At 55.5% G+C, this 15,486-nt stretch carries 16 protein-coding genes; 6 read left to right on the forward strand and 10 right to left on the reverse strand.

Features of this window, described 5'->3' with window-relative positions; translation table 11 throughout:
* Positions 1-249 precede the first annotated feature (249 nt).
* The 6 genes from ACQY4M_RS02065 to ACQY4M_RS02090 all read left to right on the forward strand — a co-directional run bounded on the left by ACQY4M_RS02065 (position 250) and on the right by ACQY4M_RS02090 (position 6,163).
* Positions 250-1,293, forward strand: a complete 1,044-nt coding sequence (locus ACQY4M_RS02065; RefSeq protein ID WP_428539227.1) for an IS5 family transposase — start codon at positions 250-252, stop codon at positions 1,291-1,293.
* Positions 1,294-1,582: 289 nt separating this feature from the next.
* Complete coding sequence (locus ACQY4M_RS02070; protein ID WP_428540189.1) at positions 1,583-3,442, forward strand: ABC transporter permease; 1,860 nt, start codon at positions 1,583-1,585, stop codon at positions 3,440-3,442.
* A gap of 27 nt (positions 3,443-3,469) precedes the next feature.
* Positions 3,470-4,534 carry an ABC transporter ATP-binding protein gene (locus ACQY4M_RS02075; RefSeq protein WP_428540192.1) on the forward strand — a complete coding sequence of 355 codons (1,065 nt, stop codon included), beginning with the start codon at positions 3,470-3,472 and terminating at the stop codon, positions 4,532-4,534.
* A gap of 4 nt (positions 4,535-4,538) precedes the next feature.
* A complete protein-coding gene (locus tag ACQY4M_RS02080) occupies positions 4,539-5,282 on the forward strand; it encodes an HAD family hydrolase (protein ID WP_428540195.1) in 744 nt (247 codons plus the stop codon).
* Between the two features lie 113 nt (positions 5,283-5,395).
* Positions 5,396-5,896, forward strand: coding sequence for a sulfur carrier protein DsrE2 (gene dsrE2, locus ACQY4M_RS02085; RefSeq protein ID WP_428540198.1), 501 nt, complete (start codon positions 5,396-5,398; stop codon positions 5,894-5,896).
* Positions 5,897-5,938: 42 nt separating this feature from the next.
* Complete coding sequence (locus tag ACQY4M_RS02090) at positions 5,939-6,163, forward strand: sulfurtransferase TusA family protein (protein WP_428540201.1); 225 nt, start codon at positions 5,939-5,941, stop codon at positions 6,161-6,163.
* Between the two features lie 59 nt (positions 6,164-6,222).
* On the opposite strand, the gene ACQY4M_RS02095 is transcribed toward ACQY4M_RS02090, so the two are convergent.
* From ACQY4M_RS02095 to tusC, 10 genes are all read right to left on the reverse strand, one after another.
* The gene (locus ACQY4M_RS02095; RefSeq protein ID WP_428540204.1) at positions 6,223-7,587 is read right to left on the reverse strand and encodes a cobyrinate a,c-diamide synthase; all 1,365 of its coding nucleotides are present in this window, start codon (positions 7,585-7,587) and stop codon (positions 6,223-6,225) included.
* Positions 7,588-7,647: 60 nt separating this feature from the next.
* Positions 7,648-8,859: an NrfD/PsrC family molybdoenzyme membrane anchor subunit gene (gene nrfD / locus ACQY4M_RS02100; RefSeq protein ID WP_428540207.1), complete on the reverse strand. Its 1,212-nt coding sequence runs from the start codon at positions 8,857-8,859 to the stop codon at positions 7,648-7,650.
* A 17-nt stretch (positions 8,860-8,876) separates the two neighbouring features.
* Positions 8,877-9,635 carry a sulfate reduction electron transfer complex DsrMKJOP subunit DsrO gene (dsrO, locus tag ACQY4M_RS02105; protein WP_428540210.1) on the reverse strand — a complete coding sequence of 253 codons (759 nt, stop codon included), beginning with the start codon at positions 9,633-9,635 and terminating at the stop codon, positions 8,877-8,879.
* Entirely contained in the window at positions 9,632-10,111 is a 480-nt protein-coding gene (locus tag ACQY4M_RS02110) for a hypothetical protein (RefSeq protein ID WP_428540213.1), read from the reverse strand. Before ACQY4M_RS02110 ends, dsrO begins: the two co-directional genes overlap by 4 nt.
* Complete coding sequence (locus tag ACQY4M_RS02115) at positions 10,072-12,117, reverse strand: NAD(P)-binding protein (RefSeq protein ID WP_428540216.1); 2,046 nt, start codon at positions 12,115-12,117, stop codon at positions 10,072-10,074. The genes ACQY4M_RS02110 and ACQY4M_RS02115 overlap by 40 nt, the downstream gene beginning before the upstream one ends.
* On the reverse strand, positions 11,999-13,558 hold the full coding sequence (gene dsrK / locus ACQY4M_RS02120; protein WP_428540219.1) for a sulfate reduction electron transfer complex DsrMKJOP subunit DsrK: 1,560 nt from the start codon (positions 13,556-13,558) through the stop codon (positions 11,999-12,001). The genes ACQY4M_RS02115 and dsrK overlap by 119 nt, the downstream gene beginning before the upstream one ends.
* Positions 13,558-14,160, reverse strand: a complete 603-nt coding sequence (locus ACQY4M_RS02125; protein ID WP_428540222.1) for a respiratory nitrate reductase subunit gamma — start codon at positions 14,158-14,160, stop codon at positions 13,558-13,560. Before ACQY4M_RS02125 ends, dsrK begins: the two co-directional genes overlap by 1 nt.
* A gap of 222 nt (positions 14,161-14,382) precedes the next feature.
* Entirely contained in the window at positions 14,383-14,715 is a 333-nt protein-coding gene (locus ACQY4M_RS02130) for a TusE/DsrC/DsvC family sulfur relay protein (RefSeq protein WP_118941962.1), read from the reverse strand.
* A 41-nt stretch (positions 14,716-14,756) separates the two neighbouring features.
* Entirely contained in the window at positions 14,757-15,065 is a 309-nt protein-coding gene (gene tusB / locus ACQY4M_RS02135) for a sulfurtransferase complex subunit TusB (RefSeq protein WP_428540225.1), read from the reverse strand.
* A gap of 9 nt (positions 15,066-15,074) precedes the next feature.
* A complete protein-coding gene (tusC, locus tag ACQY4M_RS02140) occupies positions 15,075-15,485 on the reverse strand; it encodes a sulfurtransferase complex subunit TusC (RefSeq protein ID WP_428540227.1) in 411 nt (136 codons plus the stop codon).
* Between the last annotated feature and the right edge of the window lies 1 nt (position 15,486).

Consider the following 15,486-nt stretch of genomic DNA (forward strand, 5'->3'; position numbering starts at 1 on the left):
TGGGAGCAATCGGATATTGCCTGTTGCCGTGGCATATGGCCGACGGTGGCTTTTGGTCATTTGGCTGGGTTACGGGAATTTTCTCGAGCGAAAATGCGTCGGCTTTGGCGCAGGTTCTGGGACAGGGCCGCCTGTATCTGGCCGCCCCGCTAATCGCTTTTAGGGAACCTCTAAAAATCCCCCAAAATCCGGCCTGACGGGGTAGAATCGTCATCAGGATGAAAATGATTCGACCGACGGGGTTTTGTCATGGGTCAGATGGGATTTTTTGATCTTTCCAGCCGATACGCGGGACTGGACAAATCTGGTGATCCGCTGGTGTTGCTCAACGACATGGTGCCGTTCGAGGATTACCGGGACGAGCTGAAGGCCATATGGCGCACGCCGCCCGAACAGCGCAAATCCAACGCTGGCCGCCCGCCTTGGGATGAGGTGCTGATATTCAAGACGATGGTTTTGCAGCAGCTCTACAACCTCTCTGACGATCAGATCGAGTATCAGATCCGCGACCGCCTGTCGTTCATGCGGTTTCTCGGCCTTGGCATTGAAGACAGCGTACCTGACGCCAAGACCATCTGGGCCTACCGTGAAAGGCTGGCCGGGGCCGGGAAGATGAAGGAGCTGTTTGACAAGTTCGATGCCTTTCTGCGCGAAAAGGGCTATCTGGCGATGGGCGGGCAGATTGTTGATGCGAGCATCGTTCCGGCGCCGCGCCAGCACAACAAAAGGGACGAGAACGAGAAAATCAAGGCGGGCGAAACGCCTGAAGAGTGGGAGGAAAAACCCCACAAGAAGCGCCAGAAGGACGTGGATGCGCGCTGGACGAAGAAGCACGGCAAGAGCTATTACGGCTACAAGAACCACATCAATGTCGACCGGCGGCACAAATTCATCCGCGCTTATGATGTCACCGATGCCGCCGTGCATGACAGCCAGGCGCTTGCCGGTCTGATTGATGCGAGCAACACCTCATCGGACCTGTGGGCCGACAGCGCCTATCGCTCGCAAAAGATCGAAAGCGAGCTGGAAGAGCGGGGGCTTCACAGCCATATCCATCACAAGGGCAGGCGCGGCAAGCCGCTTGGCGAGCGCCAGCAAAAGGCCAACCGGAGGCGCTCGAAAGTGCGGGTCCGGGTCGAGCATGTATTCGCTTTTCAGGAGCGCTCCATGGGCGGCAAGCTGATCCGCTCCATCGGCCTGAAGCGGGCGCGATTTCGCATCGGGATGATGAACCTGGTCTACAACATGAAGCGCTTCGTCCAGTTCGAATGCGGCCTGGCGGCGCCGGGATAAGGGTTCATGGGGTGAGGTGTGCCTGAAATACCCAAAACCGGCTTGAAACCGGTGAAAATGGGTTTATGATCCGAAGCAATCAGGCGGGACAGGCGAAAAACCGTCCACCCCGCCGCGAAGAAGGCGAAAACGGGAATTTACAGAGGTTCCCTTTATATTAATCGGTGGTGTGCTGGCTTTGGTGCCAACGCCTGTGAAAAAGGCGCGGTTAATGGTGGCGATTGCAGCCATCGGACTGTTTTTGACCGCCTTACAAGGTTTGGCCGTTGTCCGTGCAGGCCCCCGTTTCATGACGGATATATTTTTGGCGCTGGGGGGCGAAGGCGGACAGGCAGGCATGGGGGCCGGTGCGCTGGTAACGCTGGCCTCTTTATTGTTCATCCTGACCACGGCGTTTTCCTCGGCTGGCAAGGCGCGTGGCGATGCCTTTGTGGTGGGGCTGATCGGGTTGATCATTTCACTGGTCGGCGTGTTTGTGTTCTTTCCGGTATCCCATATTCTGATCAACGCTTTCCGGGTCGAGGGCGGCGGCTTTTCCTTTACCCACTTTCTAAGCCGTTTCTTTTCGTCCGACTTGTGGGGGCTGGGCTGCCTGACATTCACCCACAGCTGCGGGCCGGCGATCAACTCGGTGATCCTTGCGATCATGACCGCCACGACATCCGTATTGCTGGGGCTGGCCTTTGCGCTGATTTTTACCCGCACCGATTTCAAGGCCAAACCATTGCTGCGGATGCTGACCGTGATCCCGATCATCACCCCGCCCTTTGTGATCGGGCTGGCGCTGATCCTGCTATTCGGGCGCACGGGCACCGCAACAGCGCTGTTTGCCAATCTGTTCGGGGTGGAAAAAACCCGCTGGATTTACGGCTTTGGCGGGATCTATTTGGCACAGGTTTTATCCTTTACCCCGATTGCATTCCTTGTGCTGATCGGCGTGGTCGAAGGTATCAGCCCCTCGATGGAAGAGGCCAGCCAGACGCTGGATGCCAATGCCTGGCAAACCTTTCGCTATGTGTCCTTTCCGCTGATGCGGCCCGGGTTGGCCAACGCGTTTTTGCTGACCTTCATCGAAAGTCTGGCCGATTTCGGCAACCCGCTGGTGCTGGGCGGGGGACGGTACAATGTTCTGTCGACCGAAATCTATTTTTCCATCGTCGGCACTGTGGCGGACCCTGCCAAAGCGGCGATCCTTGCAATTGCGTTGCTATCGCTGACATTGGGGGCTTTTTTGCTGCAACGCACCTGGGTTGGAAAGAAATCCTACGCCACCGTCACCGGCAAGGCCGATTCCGGCCAACACGCCGCCCTGTCGCGGGGTGTTAAAATTGCCGCCTATGCCACCGCACTGCCCTGGGCAGCCTTTACTGCCATTGTCTATTCGATGATTGTGTTTGGCAGCTTTGTGAAACTATGGGGCTATGACAACACCTTCACATGGGCGCATTATATTCGCGCCTTTGGCATCAAACACACCGCGCACGGCTGGCGGCTATCAGGTGTGGCATGGGACAGCTATTTCACCACCCTGCAAATTGCCAGTATAGCCGCGCCCTTAACCGCCATTGTCGGGCTGGGCACGGCCTATTTGCTGGTGCGGCAGAAATTTTTTGGCAAGGATGCGTTCGAATTCAGCACCATGCTGTCCTTTGCCATTCCCGGTACGGTGATCGGGGTCAGCTATATTCTGGCCTTCAATTTCCCGCCGATCGAGCTGACCGGCACAAGCATCATCCTGATCATCGTTTTCGTATTCCGCAACATGCCTGTCGGCGTGCGCGGCGGGATTGCCGCAATGTCGCAACTGGATGCGTCACTGGACGAAGCCTCGATCACCCTTGGCGCCAATTCCTTTACCACTGTGCGCCGCGTTATCGCGCCCCTGATGGGACCCGCGATCATGGCAGCGCTGACCTACAGTTTTGTGCGGGCAATCACCTCGGTATCCGCGGTGATTTTCCTTGTCAGTGCGCGGCATAATATGGCCACGGCCTTTATTGTCGGGCGGGTGGAAAACGGCGAATTCGGCATCGCGATTGCCTATTCCGCTGTGCTGATCGTCACCATGCTGGCCGCAATTATCCTGCTGCAACTGATCATCGGCCAACGCACCCTGCGCCGCAGCAACCGTGTGCAAAAGGCGGCCTGATATGACATACATTACCGGAGACCACAGATGACAAATCTTACCAAAGGGTCGGTGCAATTCGACGGCGTTGTCAAAAAATATGGCGTAGTTACCGCGCTGAAAAAGCTGGATCTGATGATCGAGCCGGGCAAGCTGGTAACTTTGCTTGGCCCCTCGGGTTGCGGCAAAACCACCACCCTGCGTTTGATCGCAGGGTTAGAGCCAGCCACCGAGGGGCGCATCATAATTGGCGGACAGGACGTGACGCATCTGTCGGCGACCTATCGCAAGGTGTCGATGGTGTTCCAGTCCTACGCACTGTTTCCACATATGTCGGTGCTGGATAACGTGGCCTATGGCCTGACGGTGAAATCCGTACCCAAACGCGAGGCCCATCAAAAGGCCGAAGAGGGGCTGGAACTGGTCGGGTTGAAGGGTTATGGCCCACGCCTGCCGTCCGAATTGTCTGGCGGCCAGCAACAGCGGGTTGCTGTGGCCCGCGCGATTGTGCTGGAACCCGAGGTTCTGTTACTGGACGAACCATTATCCAATCTGGACGCCAAACTGCGCCGCCATGTGCGCGAGGAAATCCGCCAGATCCAGCAAAATCTGGGCCTGACGGCTGTTTACGTCACTCACGATCAGGAAGAAGCGATGGCGGTATCGGATCGCATCATCGTGATGAAAGACGCCGAGATCGCACAAGAAGGCACGCCGCATGATCTGTATGAGCGCCCCAACTCCAGCTTTATCGCCGACTTCATTGGCGACGCGAACCTGATTGATTGCGAGGTGGTGCAGGCCAATGGGGAAACCGCAGACATCGAGGTGGCAGGGCAAAAACTGAACGTACCCAATACTGACCGGCCCAAGGGCGGTGCAAGGATTGTGATCCGGCCGCACCAGATCAGGCTAAAGGCGCGCGTGGCGGACGAGGGGTTTGAAGGCGTGATCAGCTATGCCGCTTATCTGGGCAATCAGGTGCAATATACCGTGGACGGTGAATTGGGGCAGTTGTTCGTGATCAGCAACACCACCGCCAACCCGCTGGCAATGGGCGACAGCGTATCGATCATGATGGACCCCTCGGAAATGCGGCTGGTCGCGGAATAACCCTGTGCCCAAGGCAATCATTTTCTGCGACATAGACGGCTGTCTGAATGACGGCAAGCACATCGGTTTGGATCTGGACTCACTGGCCGAAGTGCGCCAGCGCATCCGCGCCCTGAAGGGCCACGGTATAACCCTGTCGCTTTGCACCGGACGCCCGCAACCCTATGCCGAGGCAATGGCGCAAGTGTTGGACCTGCACACCCCCTTTATCTGTGAATACGGCGCAATGGTGTTTGATCCCGAAACAGACGAGGCCATATCCCTGCTCTCCCCTGATGACCGCACCGAAATCGCCCGCCTGCGCCAGCATCTGCAAACGCTTGTGGGGGATGGTAACAAACATGTGCTGGAACCCGGCAAGGATTTCGCCCTCAGCATCACCGGGCCGGGAATCGTCGGGGCCGAAAACGCGGCGATCGAAGAGCAGATGAAGGCTTATCAGGCCAAATGTGACGGGTTCAACGTGATCTGGACCTATTCGATTTCCGCTATCGACATCGCCCCCAAAGGGATCAGTAAACAGACCGGCGCGGCGTATCTTCTGAACCGTTACGCCATAGACCCAAGCGCGGCTTATGCAATTGGTGACAGCATAGGCGACATTCCGGTTTTATCCTTTGTCCACCATGCCCTATGCCCCGCCAACGCCAGCCCGAAAGTGCGCGAAATTTGCAAATTCACCGCCAAGGAACCCACAACCCGCGGAGTGGTGGAAGCCCTGGATTACATCCTGTCAAAATACGCCTGAAACGGCTATTTTTCCAACTGCACAAGGGTGTGACTTGACAAGACGGGCAAATATATATTCAATTATCGCGATACAAAAGGCGGACTAAAATCGCACGAACGGGAGGAATGAAATTGTTAGACGATAGCACAGACAATGCAAAGAGCATGTCCATCATCGTGACCAAGGGGTCGCTGGACTGGGCTTATCCCCCGTTCATTCTGGGGACAACCGCAGCAGCGATGGATATGAAGGTGACGATGTTCTTTACCTTCTACGGCCTTGCCCTGCTGAAGAAAAAGCTGAACCTGAAATTCACTACCCTTGGCAACCCTGCGATGGAAATGCCGATGATGGGTGGTCACATGGCGATGCCGAACCTTCTGTCGGTTATGCCCGGCGTTGGTGGCGCTGCCGGCAAGATGATGAAAAACCTGATGAAACAAAAGGGCGTGGCCTCGATCGAGGATCTGCGCGAAGCATCGGTTGATCTGGAAATACGCATGATCGCCTGCCAGATGACACTGGACCTGTTTGAATACACACCGGACGACATGATCGACGGGATCGAACTGGGTGGCGCTGCGACTTATATGGAAGTCGCTTCACGCTCGGACATCAACCTGTTTATCTAAACAACAACAAATAAAGATACTCCAACACAAAAGAGGTTACTTATGGCTGAACATGAACTGAATGCAGAAGGTCTGAACTGTCCCCTGCCGATCCTGAAAGCAAAGAAAATGCTGAAAGGTATCCCCGAGGGCGACATCCTAAAAATCCGCTCGACCGATCCCGGTTCGGTTGCCGATTTTGCTGCGTTCTGCACACACACCGGTAACGAGCTACTGTCTTCTTCTTCGGAAGGTGATGTTTACATGTTCGAAATCAAGCGCGCATAATCGCTATTTCCGGACGAATTTTTTGAAAGCCCCGCTTTTTGCGGGGTTTTTCTTTGACGTTAGCGATTCTTGCACCGCTGCACAAAGCCCAAGAACCGTTTGACCCACGGATTTTCCCGCGTGTGCCGCTGGTGGCAAAACCCGGCCAGCACATTGTCCGTAACAATCGCATCATGTGATCCGTCAATCCCCGCTCCGCGGGTCAGGTCACGGCCAAACACCGTATCCGCCGCCAGATTGTCCAGCCGTGCATAATGGAATTCATGCGCCTTGGTCTGCCCGTTACGCGGCCCCCACGGATGTGCGGGCGCAGTTGTATATTCCACATAACCCCGCCCCTGTGGCCGCTTGCACATCACCGCATCTGCCGCCACCACATCGCACATGGGATAGGATTGATCATTCCAGCCCAGCGACCTGCACAGGTACATCAACCCGCCACATTCCGCATAGCACGGCATCCCCGCCGCCAACGCCTGTTTGATTTCGGCCCTTAAGGCCGTATTCGCAGCCAGCCCTTCCATCTGGGTTTCGGGAAACCCCCCACCCAAAAACAACCCGTCAGCATCCGGCAGCGCCGTATCGGTCAACGCATTGAAGGGTACAAGCTCCGCCCCCAATGCCGTAAACGCGTCCAAATCATCGGCATAGTAAAACCCGAACGCCCGGTCCCGTGCGATGGCGATGCGCAACCCTTTGAACACTGGTTCCACCGCCAGCGCAAGAGCGGCATCCAGCACGGGTGCGGTTACCGCAATGGCACGAACCTGATCCAGATCGACCTGCCCGCCGATAATTTCGGCGATCTGGGCGATCTTGCTGTCCAAATGGTTGGTCTCGGTCGGGGTGGTCAGACCAAGGTGGCGTTCGCCGATATCCAACGCCGGATTGCGGCCCACGGCGCCGATCACAGGAATGTCGGTATAGACCTGAACCGCTGCGCGCAGCTTGCCCTCGTGACGGGGGCCACCGACCTTGTTCAGGATCACACCGGCAATGTCCACATCCGTATCGAACCCCTGATAACCAATCAGCAGCGGTGCAATGCCGCGTGTCATGCCGTTGGTGTCTATCACCAGGATTACCGGCGTTTTCGTCACCTTGGCCAGCGCCGCGTTTGCGTCTGAGCCATCCAGTTTCACCCCGTCAAACAGCCCCTTGTTGGCCTCGATCATCGCGATGTCGGCCCCAGACGCGCGGTCACACATCAGGGTGGTGAATTCCGCCGCGGGCATGGTGTTGAAATCAAGGTTGTAACAGGGCCGCCCGCTGGCCGCCGCCAGCCACATCGGGTCAATGTAATCCGGCCCCTTTTTGAAACATTGCACCACATCCCCCTGCCCTGTCAGGGCAGCGGCCAAACCTGTGCTGACCACGGTTTTACCGGATGATTTATGTGCCGCCGATATCAGAAACCGCGCCATCATTCAGGCCTTTTCAAACAAGTGCAGGGCCAGCCCATTGACCGGACGAATCCGATCCTATCAGAAATCAGGTTCGGTCGGGTCGATATTTCTGTCCGACAGGTTCATCGGCAAAATCCGCAAGGCCACAACGCCCATGCCGGCAATCATCACCGCCAATGCAACACCGCCCATGCCCAGTGCCCATTCGTAAATGGTCGGGGTATAGGCATTGATTTGGCCATCCGCGAAAGTGCTTGTGACCTCGTACATCGGGAAGATTTCCAGCGGGAACGCCTGACCACCGATGATGATGCCGTAAAGATGGGCAAAGCCACCGATGATAATCAGAACCGAAGCAAGGATCACCTGCCCCTTGGTGGTGTTCTCGGCGTGACGTAGCAGCATCGCTGCCGGAATAACACCACCGATCAACACCTGACCGATCCAGAACAGTTTAGTGTAGATATTGCCACTGAACAGAATGAAATACTCAAAATCCGCGTGTTCGGCCGCGTATAGATTTGTCAGGTGGCGAATAGCTGTGAAATACAGCACGGCCACCGCAAACACGCCCAGCAACCGGCCCAGCCGTTTGACCAGATTTGGCCCGATGTAACGGCCCGTCATAGGGAAGGTTGTACCCAGAACCAGAATGAAAAATGCCAGACCAAAAGAAAACGACATGATGATAAACAGCGGGGCCATGATCGCCGCGTCATATCCGGGACGGGCCACCAGCCAGCCAAAGATCGAGCCGGTGCCGGTGGTCAGCGCCAGACGCCAGACAAAAGCGGCGGTACCGACAGAGCGGACCACTTTGGGCGAGATATTGCGTGCCATCTGCACAAACAGATAAGCCCCGACAACCGCAAAGAAGCCATTATACAGGATAACATTCCACGCAAATATCGAGGTGAAATTATACTTGGTCATCGCCACGATCAGACGGTCGGGCCGCCCAAGGTCCAGCACCAGGACCCCCAGTCCGCCAGCCAGCAGGGCAATCGACAACAGACCGGAGTAGCGCGCCATCGGTTTGTTTTCGATCTTGCCGAACACCGATGCAATCGAGGCCACGTTCAACGCGCCCGACGCCGACACAATCAGGAAAATCGCAAACACATGCGGCAGACCCCAGACGATCTGGTTGTTCATGCCGGTGACGATATGGCCGTGCTGTTCGATATATAAAACCGCCAGCCCCGCAGCGCCAATAAAAGCAGCAGCAATAACAGCCATCAACCAGATGGCGGGGGTCGGTTTCACTTCGCGATAGACGGTGCGGTCCATTATTCAGTCTCCATCCACTACAGGTTTGTGTATCGAACGCCGGGGTTAACCCGCAGATCGTCACGCAGGCCCATCGAGGGATAATTTTTCAGTGCCTGGGCAATTTCACTGTTCGGATCATTCAGATCCCCGAACATCATCGCGCCATTGCCCGTGGCCGAACAGGATTCGACACAGGCCGGAATTCTGCCTGCATCAACACGATGCACACAAAGGTTACATGCCTCGACCGTGCCATTGCCGCGCGGGGCATATGATTTCTGGTCTTCGATTTCTTCATGCACAAAACTGCGCGCCTTGAACGGGCAGGCCATCATACAATAGCGACAGCCGATGCAGATATGCCGATCCACCAGCACAATACCATCCACCCGTTTGAACGATGCGCCTGTAGGGCAAACATCAACGCAAGGTGGTTCTTCGCAATGCTGGCACATCATCGGTAACGAGGCCTCGCGCCCCGTTTCCTTGTGCTTCAGGTCTACTTTGCGGATCCACTGGGGATCGGTTTCGGGGTTGCCGTCCAGCTTCCAGCCGTTTTCTTCGGAACAGGCCGTCACACAGGCGTTGCAATCGGTGGAACATTTGTTCACGTCGATCAGCATACCCCAGCGTTTGCCTGGATCGGCAGTTGCGCTGGCTTCGCCGCCAAAGGCCATCAGCGTCACGCCGGGGGCCAGTGTGACTGTAGCCACCGCTGCGCCGCTTTTGAAAAACTCGCGCCGGTTCAATTCGGCGGGCCGTTCGGATTTGTTGTTCAATGCAGGTAGCTTCATTGCGACATCCCATCCAGATAGGCTTGTATTTCGTCATCAGTAGCGGGCGGGTTCTGTTTTAGTAAATCAACGAAACCTTCTTCGGGTTTCGAGTTATGGCACTGGAAACAATCAATTTTTACCGCGGCATATTCATGACAGTTGCGGCAAAAGTGTCCTTTTTCCTGAACTGAAATCGGCAGGGCATCCGGCCCCATAACGGCATGACAGGCAACACATTCCTTGATGGAATATTTGATCGACCGGTCCCCGTCATGCACCGTCAGATTTCGATCATGACGCAACAATCGCATGTGGTTGATCCGCATGTAATCATTGCCTTCAGGATGCGGTGCACCCACAGCCTTGGGGATGTCCGGATAGGTAGATTCCGCCATCGCCACGCCCGTGGACAGGCCGATCAGAACCAGAAGGGTTGCAACAAGCCGCATCATACCTATGCTCCAAGACCCATTTTGATGTAACCGGTCGGGCAAACATCCTGACAGATGTGGCACCCGATGCACTTGGTATAATCGGTATCGACATAACGCCCGACCGTGCGGTCCGATTTCTTGACCCGGAAAATCGCATCCTGCGGGCAGTAGATTACGCAATTGTCGCACTCGAAACACATGCCACAGGACATGCAACGCTCGCCCTCTTTCTGGGCTTGCTCTTCGGAATAGGCAATGATGCGTTCTTCAAAGTTACCCAGAACCTCGTCCGCCGAGATGTGCTTTTCCTCGCGTTTTTCACGTGGCACAAAATCAAAGTGGCCTTTGAACAGTTCGGTATGCTTGATGATTTGTGATTCCGAGCGGTCTTCGTAGTTGTGCACGGCATAGTCAGCTTCAAATGTGCCACTTTCCTGAACGTGATTGTAAGGCGTCGGCGCATGGCCGCGCTGTTTCAGCTCTTCCAGCAGGTCGAAATGGGCCACATCCACCGGCGGGCGTTTTTCAACTTCGCCGTCATCCAGAAAATCGGTGATCGCATCAGCAGCAATGCGGCCGTGGCCAATCGCTGTGGTCAGCAGGTGCGGCTGCAGAATATCGCCACCGGCGAAATGCTTCTCGCGACCCTTGACAGCGTAGGTGCCTTTGTCGATGTCGATTGCGCCACGGCCGTTGTCCAAATCCTCCATGCCGGTGAAATCGCCAAACTGGCCAATTGCGGATATGATGATGTCGGCCTCGATCTCGAATTCGGTGCCCTCGATCGGCTGCGGAACGTTGCCCTTCATGGTGCATTCGCACATCTTCAGGCCCTTGGCACGGCCATCGGCACCCTTGATGATTTCCAGCGGCATCACGGACCCTTTGATGTCCACGCCTTCGCGCAGTGCATCTTCGCGTTCGTGTTCGGCTGCTGTCATCTGGTCAATCGGGAACAGCGATGTCAGGGTGGCCTGCATCCCGTCACGCACAATCGCGCCGGCCACATCATGGCCGGTGAAATCGCTGGGTGCTTCGCGCTTTACTTCGGTGATGTTGCCCAGACGCCGCGCAATCGAGGCAACGTCGATCGAGGTGTCGCCACCACCAACCACGATCACCTTTTTCGCAGTTCCCAGAACATAGCCCTGGTTGAACGCATCCAGAAATTCGACACCGTTGATACAGTTTTCGGTTTCGTCCCAGCCTTCCAGCGGCAGACCACGGCCCTTTTGTGCGCCCATCGCCCAGAAGATGGCATCGAATGCTTTTTCCAGCTCGTCCACCGATACATCGGTACCAACGCGGGTGTTGCAGCGGATATCGACGCCCATCGCGGTGATGCGGCCGATTTCCTTGTCCAGCATATCACGCGGTGTCCGGTAGCCGGGGATGCCGTAACGCATCATGCCGCCCAGTTTGTCGTGCTCTTCAAACAGAGTGACCGAATGGCCATCCTTGCGCAGAAAGAACGCCGCCGCCAGACCGGCAGGGCCACCACCGATCACCGCAATCTTGCGGCCGGTATCAGCGCCCGTTTCGGGGGCTTTTACGTCGTTTTCGTTGGCCCAGTCGCCCACATATTGCTCTACCGCGTTGATGCCGACGTAATCGTCTACTTCGTTGCGGTTACAGCCTGCCTCGCAAGGGGCGGGACAAACGCGGCCCATGGTGGCGGGAAACGGGTTGGCTTCGACCATCCGCTGGAACGCATATTCCTGCCATGCCATATCCTCGACCGGTGGCTTGTCCATGCCGCGTGCAATCGCCAGCCAGCCACGGATTTCGTGGCCCGACGGGCAACTACCCTGACAAGGAGGCGTTTTATTGATATAAGTCGGACACTTATAGGACTTATCCTGAGTAAAGATTTTCTCTTTGAGGTCCCAATCGTCAGGCGTTTCACCCTCTTCAAAGCGTCGGTAGGTGTTGTGTTGACCGTCCATCTTATTTCTCCTCCACTGCGGCCGCTTCCGGCGCGTCTTGTTCTTCTTCTGTTTCCTGTCCGTCCAGAATGACGGCGTTGGCGACCAGTTGGTGCACTGACATGATGTCATCCATGTCATACCCGTATTTCGGCATCACCTTGGAAAACTGGGTTTTGCAAATGGCGCAGATCGCCGCCATTTTATTAACGCCATAATCCGTTGTAACCTGTTGCAGGGCCGTCATCCGGGGCTTCGCGCCTTTGATACGCAAATCCATCAGATCATCGGTCAACAGACCGCCACCCCCGCCACAACAGAATGTGTTTTCACGGATGGTGTCCTGCTCCATATCGTAGAAATGGTTGCACACGGCTTTCAGCACTTTGCGCGGCAGATCAAACTGGCCGCCTTCCTTGCGTCCCATTGAAGAGCCGCGCGCAACGTTACAGCTATCATGATAGGTCATGATAAATTCGTCGTTTTTCGATTTGTCGATCTTCAGGATGCCATCATCTATCGCATCAGACGTGAATTCCATGATGTGCTGCGGGATCGGATAGTTCTGATCCAGAAAATCGAACGGGCCTGCCAATGTGTTCAGGAAGGAATAGCCAACCCGCCACGCATGGCCACATTCGCCAAAGATGATCCGCTTGACGCCCAGATCCTTGGCCGCCTGACGGATGCGCCAGGATACCTCGCGCATATTTTCGTAGGACCCGATGAACATGCCGAAATTCGCGGCCTCCGAGGCGTAAGAACTCATCGTCCAGCTGACGCCGGCGGCGTGGAATACTTTGGCGTATCCCAGCAACCCGTCGATATGCGGCTCGGCAAAGAAATCGGCGGACGGGGTGATCAGCAGGATATCCGCCCCCTTTACATCCAGCGGCAGTTTCACCGCTATGCCGGTTTCGTCTTCCAGATCCTCTTCCAGATCTTCCAGCGTGGCCCGCAACGCCTTGGGATTCAGGCCCAGATTGTTGCCGGTTTTCTTTAGCTTTGCGATGATCTCGTTGCAGTATTTCTGCCCAACCCCGACACTGTCCATAATCTCGCGCGCGGCCATGGAAATTTCAGCGGTATCGATACCATAGGGGCAGGCAACAGAACAACGGCGGCACTGCGAACACTGGTGGTAATAGGTGTACCATTCGTCCAGCACCTCTTTGGTCAGATCACGCGCACCCACCAGCCACGGGAAATATTTACCCGCGAATGTGTAGTAGCGGCGATAAACCGAACGCAGCAAATCCTGCCGTGCGACCGGCATGTTTTTCGGATCACCCGTGCCAAGGAAGTAGTGACACTTATCGGTGCAAGCACCACATTTCACGCAAGCATCCAGATAGACCTGAAAGGCGCGGTTCTTTTCGGCCAGCTCGCCCATCTTGGCGATGGCAACCTCTTGCCAGTTGTCAATCAACTCACCGGGGAAACCCAGTGCCTCATTATGCTCGGGGGCGGCTGCAAAGGTGTTTGTATCGGCCATTGCGCCACATTCAAGCGTCGGAATCTTGAAGATTTCATCAACACTGTCGAAAGCGCCGTATTCTTCTTTTTTATCAAGAGGTGCCATTATTTGCCCTCCTCTGGTTCTGGTATGCCTTCAGGAAGCGGCGGCAGTTGTTTTGCCCAAGCGGACAGATGCCGGAATTCACGTGCGTTATCGACCTGTGTGCGCGATGGGGCAAAGAATACACCCGGCGCGTGCAGCAGTTTCGAGATCGGGAAAATGATCATCAGGGTGGCAACCAACGCCAGATGGATCAAAATGCCTGGTTGCGCGGGCAATTCGTTGATCTGGAACCGCATCAGGCCCAGAAAGAACTGTTTCACCGCCAGAATATCGACCGGCATCAGGAATTTCATACCCATACCGGATATCACGATGCCCAGAAACAGGGCCAGCATCAGGTAATCGGACGGGCTCGAGATATAGCGGATACGCGGCACCACAATTCGACGCAGTAACAGACCGCCAAGTCCGGCCAGCATCGCAAAGGAGGCGTAAACGCCGATTGGCTGGATCAGATCGACCCACCACCAAACCGGCTGTGTAAAATAGCGCAGGTGGCGCAGCAGCACCAGCAGCATGCCGAAATGGAACAGAACGGCGAAAATCCATATCCATCTGTTGGATTTGAACAGGCTCTGGAAGAAAGCCACCTCGCGGAACATTCTGAACCAGACACCCCGTTTGGTGCGTGGTGCAGGTGATACCGGAATTTTCAGCGGTGCCGGAGTGCGGGCATATCTTGCCACCTTCATCCCCGTGCCGACGATCAGGATAACCGTCGCGACATAAAACAGCACTGCATAAAGCGTTGACAACACTTGAAGTCCTCCCAGACGTGTGCCCCCCGAATTTATTGTTTTTATTTCGGGGGGTTAGCTAGTTTATTATACGCAGCCGGTTGGCTTGGGCAGGCCGGCAATCTTACAGGCCTGTTTGGCCGGACCATACGGGAACAGCTCGTACATATATTTGTTGTTGCCAACTTCGGGGCCCATGGATTTCTTGATCGATTTGATCAGAACGCGCACGGCCGGTGCGATTTGATATTCCTCGTAGTAATCACGCAGGAAGTTCACAACAGCCCAATGCTCGTCTGTCATTTCAACATCTTCGGCTTTGGCGATAACTTCGGCCAATTCCGGTGTCCAATCTGCCAGATTGGTGATGTAGCCTTCTTCGTCGGTTGCGATTTCTTGTCCGTCTACTTCGTAAGACATGTTAGTTCCCTTCGGTAAAAGTGTTCGTAATGAGTGTTAATTCAAAGCCAGGCCTGTGTGCGGTCATGCGATGCCGCCAGTTCCACAAATCCGGCGTAATCGACGGTTTTTACACCGTCCATCAGACGTCCCTCGTCTATTCCTCGTGCTCTCAGGTCCGGGGCCATAACGGCCAACGTCACCGCTCCGCCCAAACCCGCAACTGCATCAGCCAATCCCGTGCCACCCGCAGCGCCGTAAACGCCATCCTCGATCAGCAGAACGGTGTCGCCCGCTTTTGCGTGCCCCAGACAGCTTAGCAATGTCTGCGTTGCGAAAGGGGATTTGTTAACTGTGTGTAAAGTAGCCATATCTACCCCCTAAAAGCTAAGAATTACGTCTTGGCCGGCCATCACATCGGCCATTTCGGACCGGCTGATGATGATGATCGAAGGCTTCTCGGCCCAATCGTCATCCTCATCCTCATAGGTGATTTCCTGCAAGTCGTCTGCGGTTAGGCCGCGTTCGTCCAGCGATTCCTTTTCGACATACAGCTTTGTGACCTCGTAGTCGCCCAAAGCACGGAATGTCGGCGAGAAATTTTTAACACCGATTTCCTTTGTGTCCTGCGCCTTGGTCAGCTGGAACACCCCGTCATCCAGAAACGCAAGGCTGACATCCTGATCGAAAGCCGCGCCAATCAGCACAACTTCCAGAGCTTCCAGTGCGTAAATCGTGCCATAAGGCGCTTTGCGATTTACATAGAGGAATTTTTTAACACCATCTTCCATG

The sequence above is a fragment of the Profundibacter sp. genome, from assembly GCF_965277155.1.
GTDB lineage: Bacteria > Pseudomonadota > Alphaproteobacteria > Rhodobacterales > Rhodobacteraceae > Profundibacter.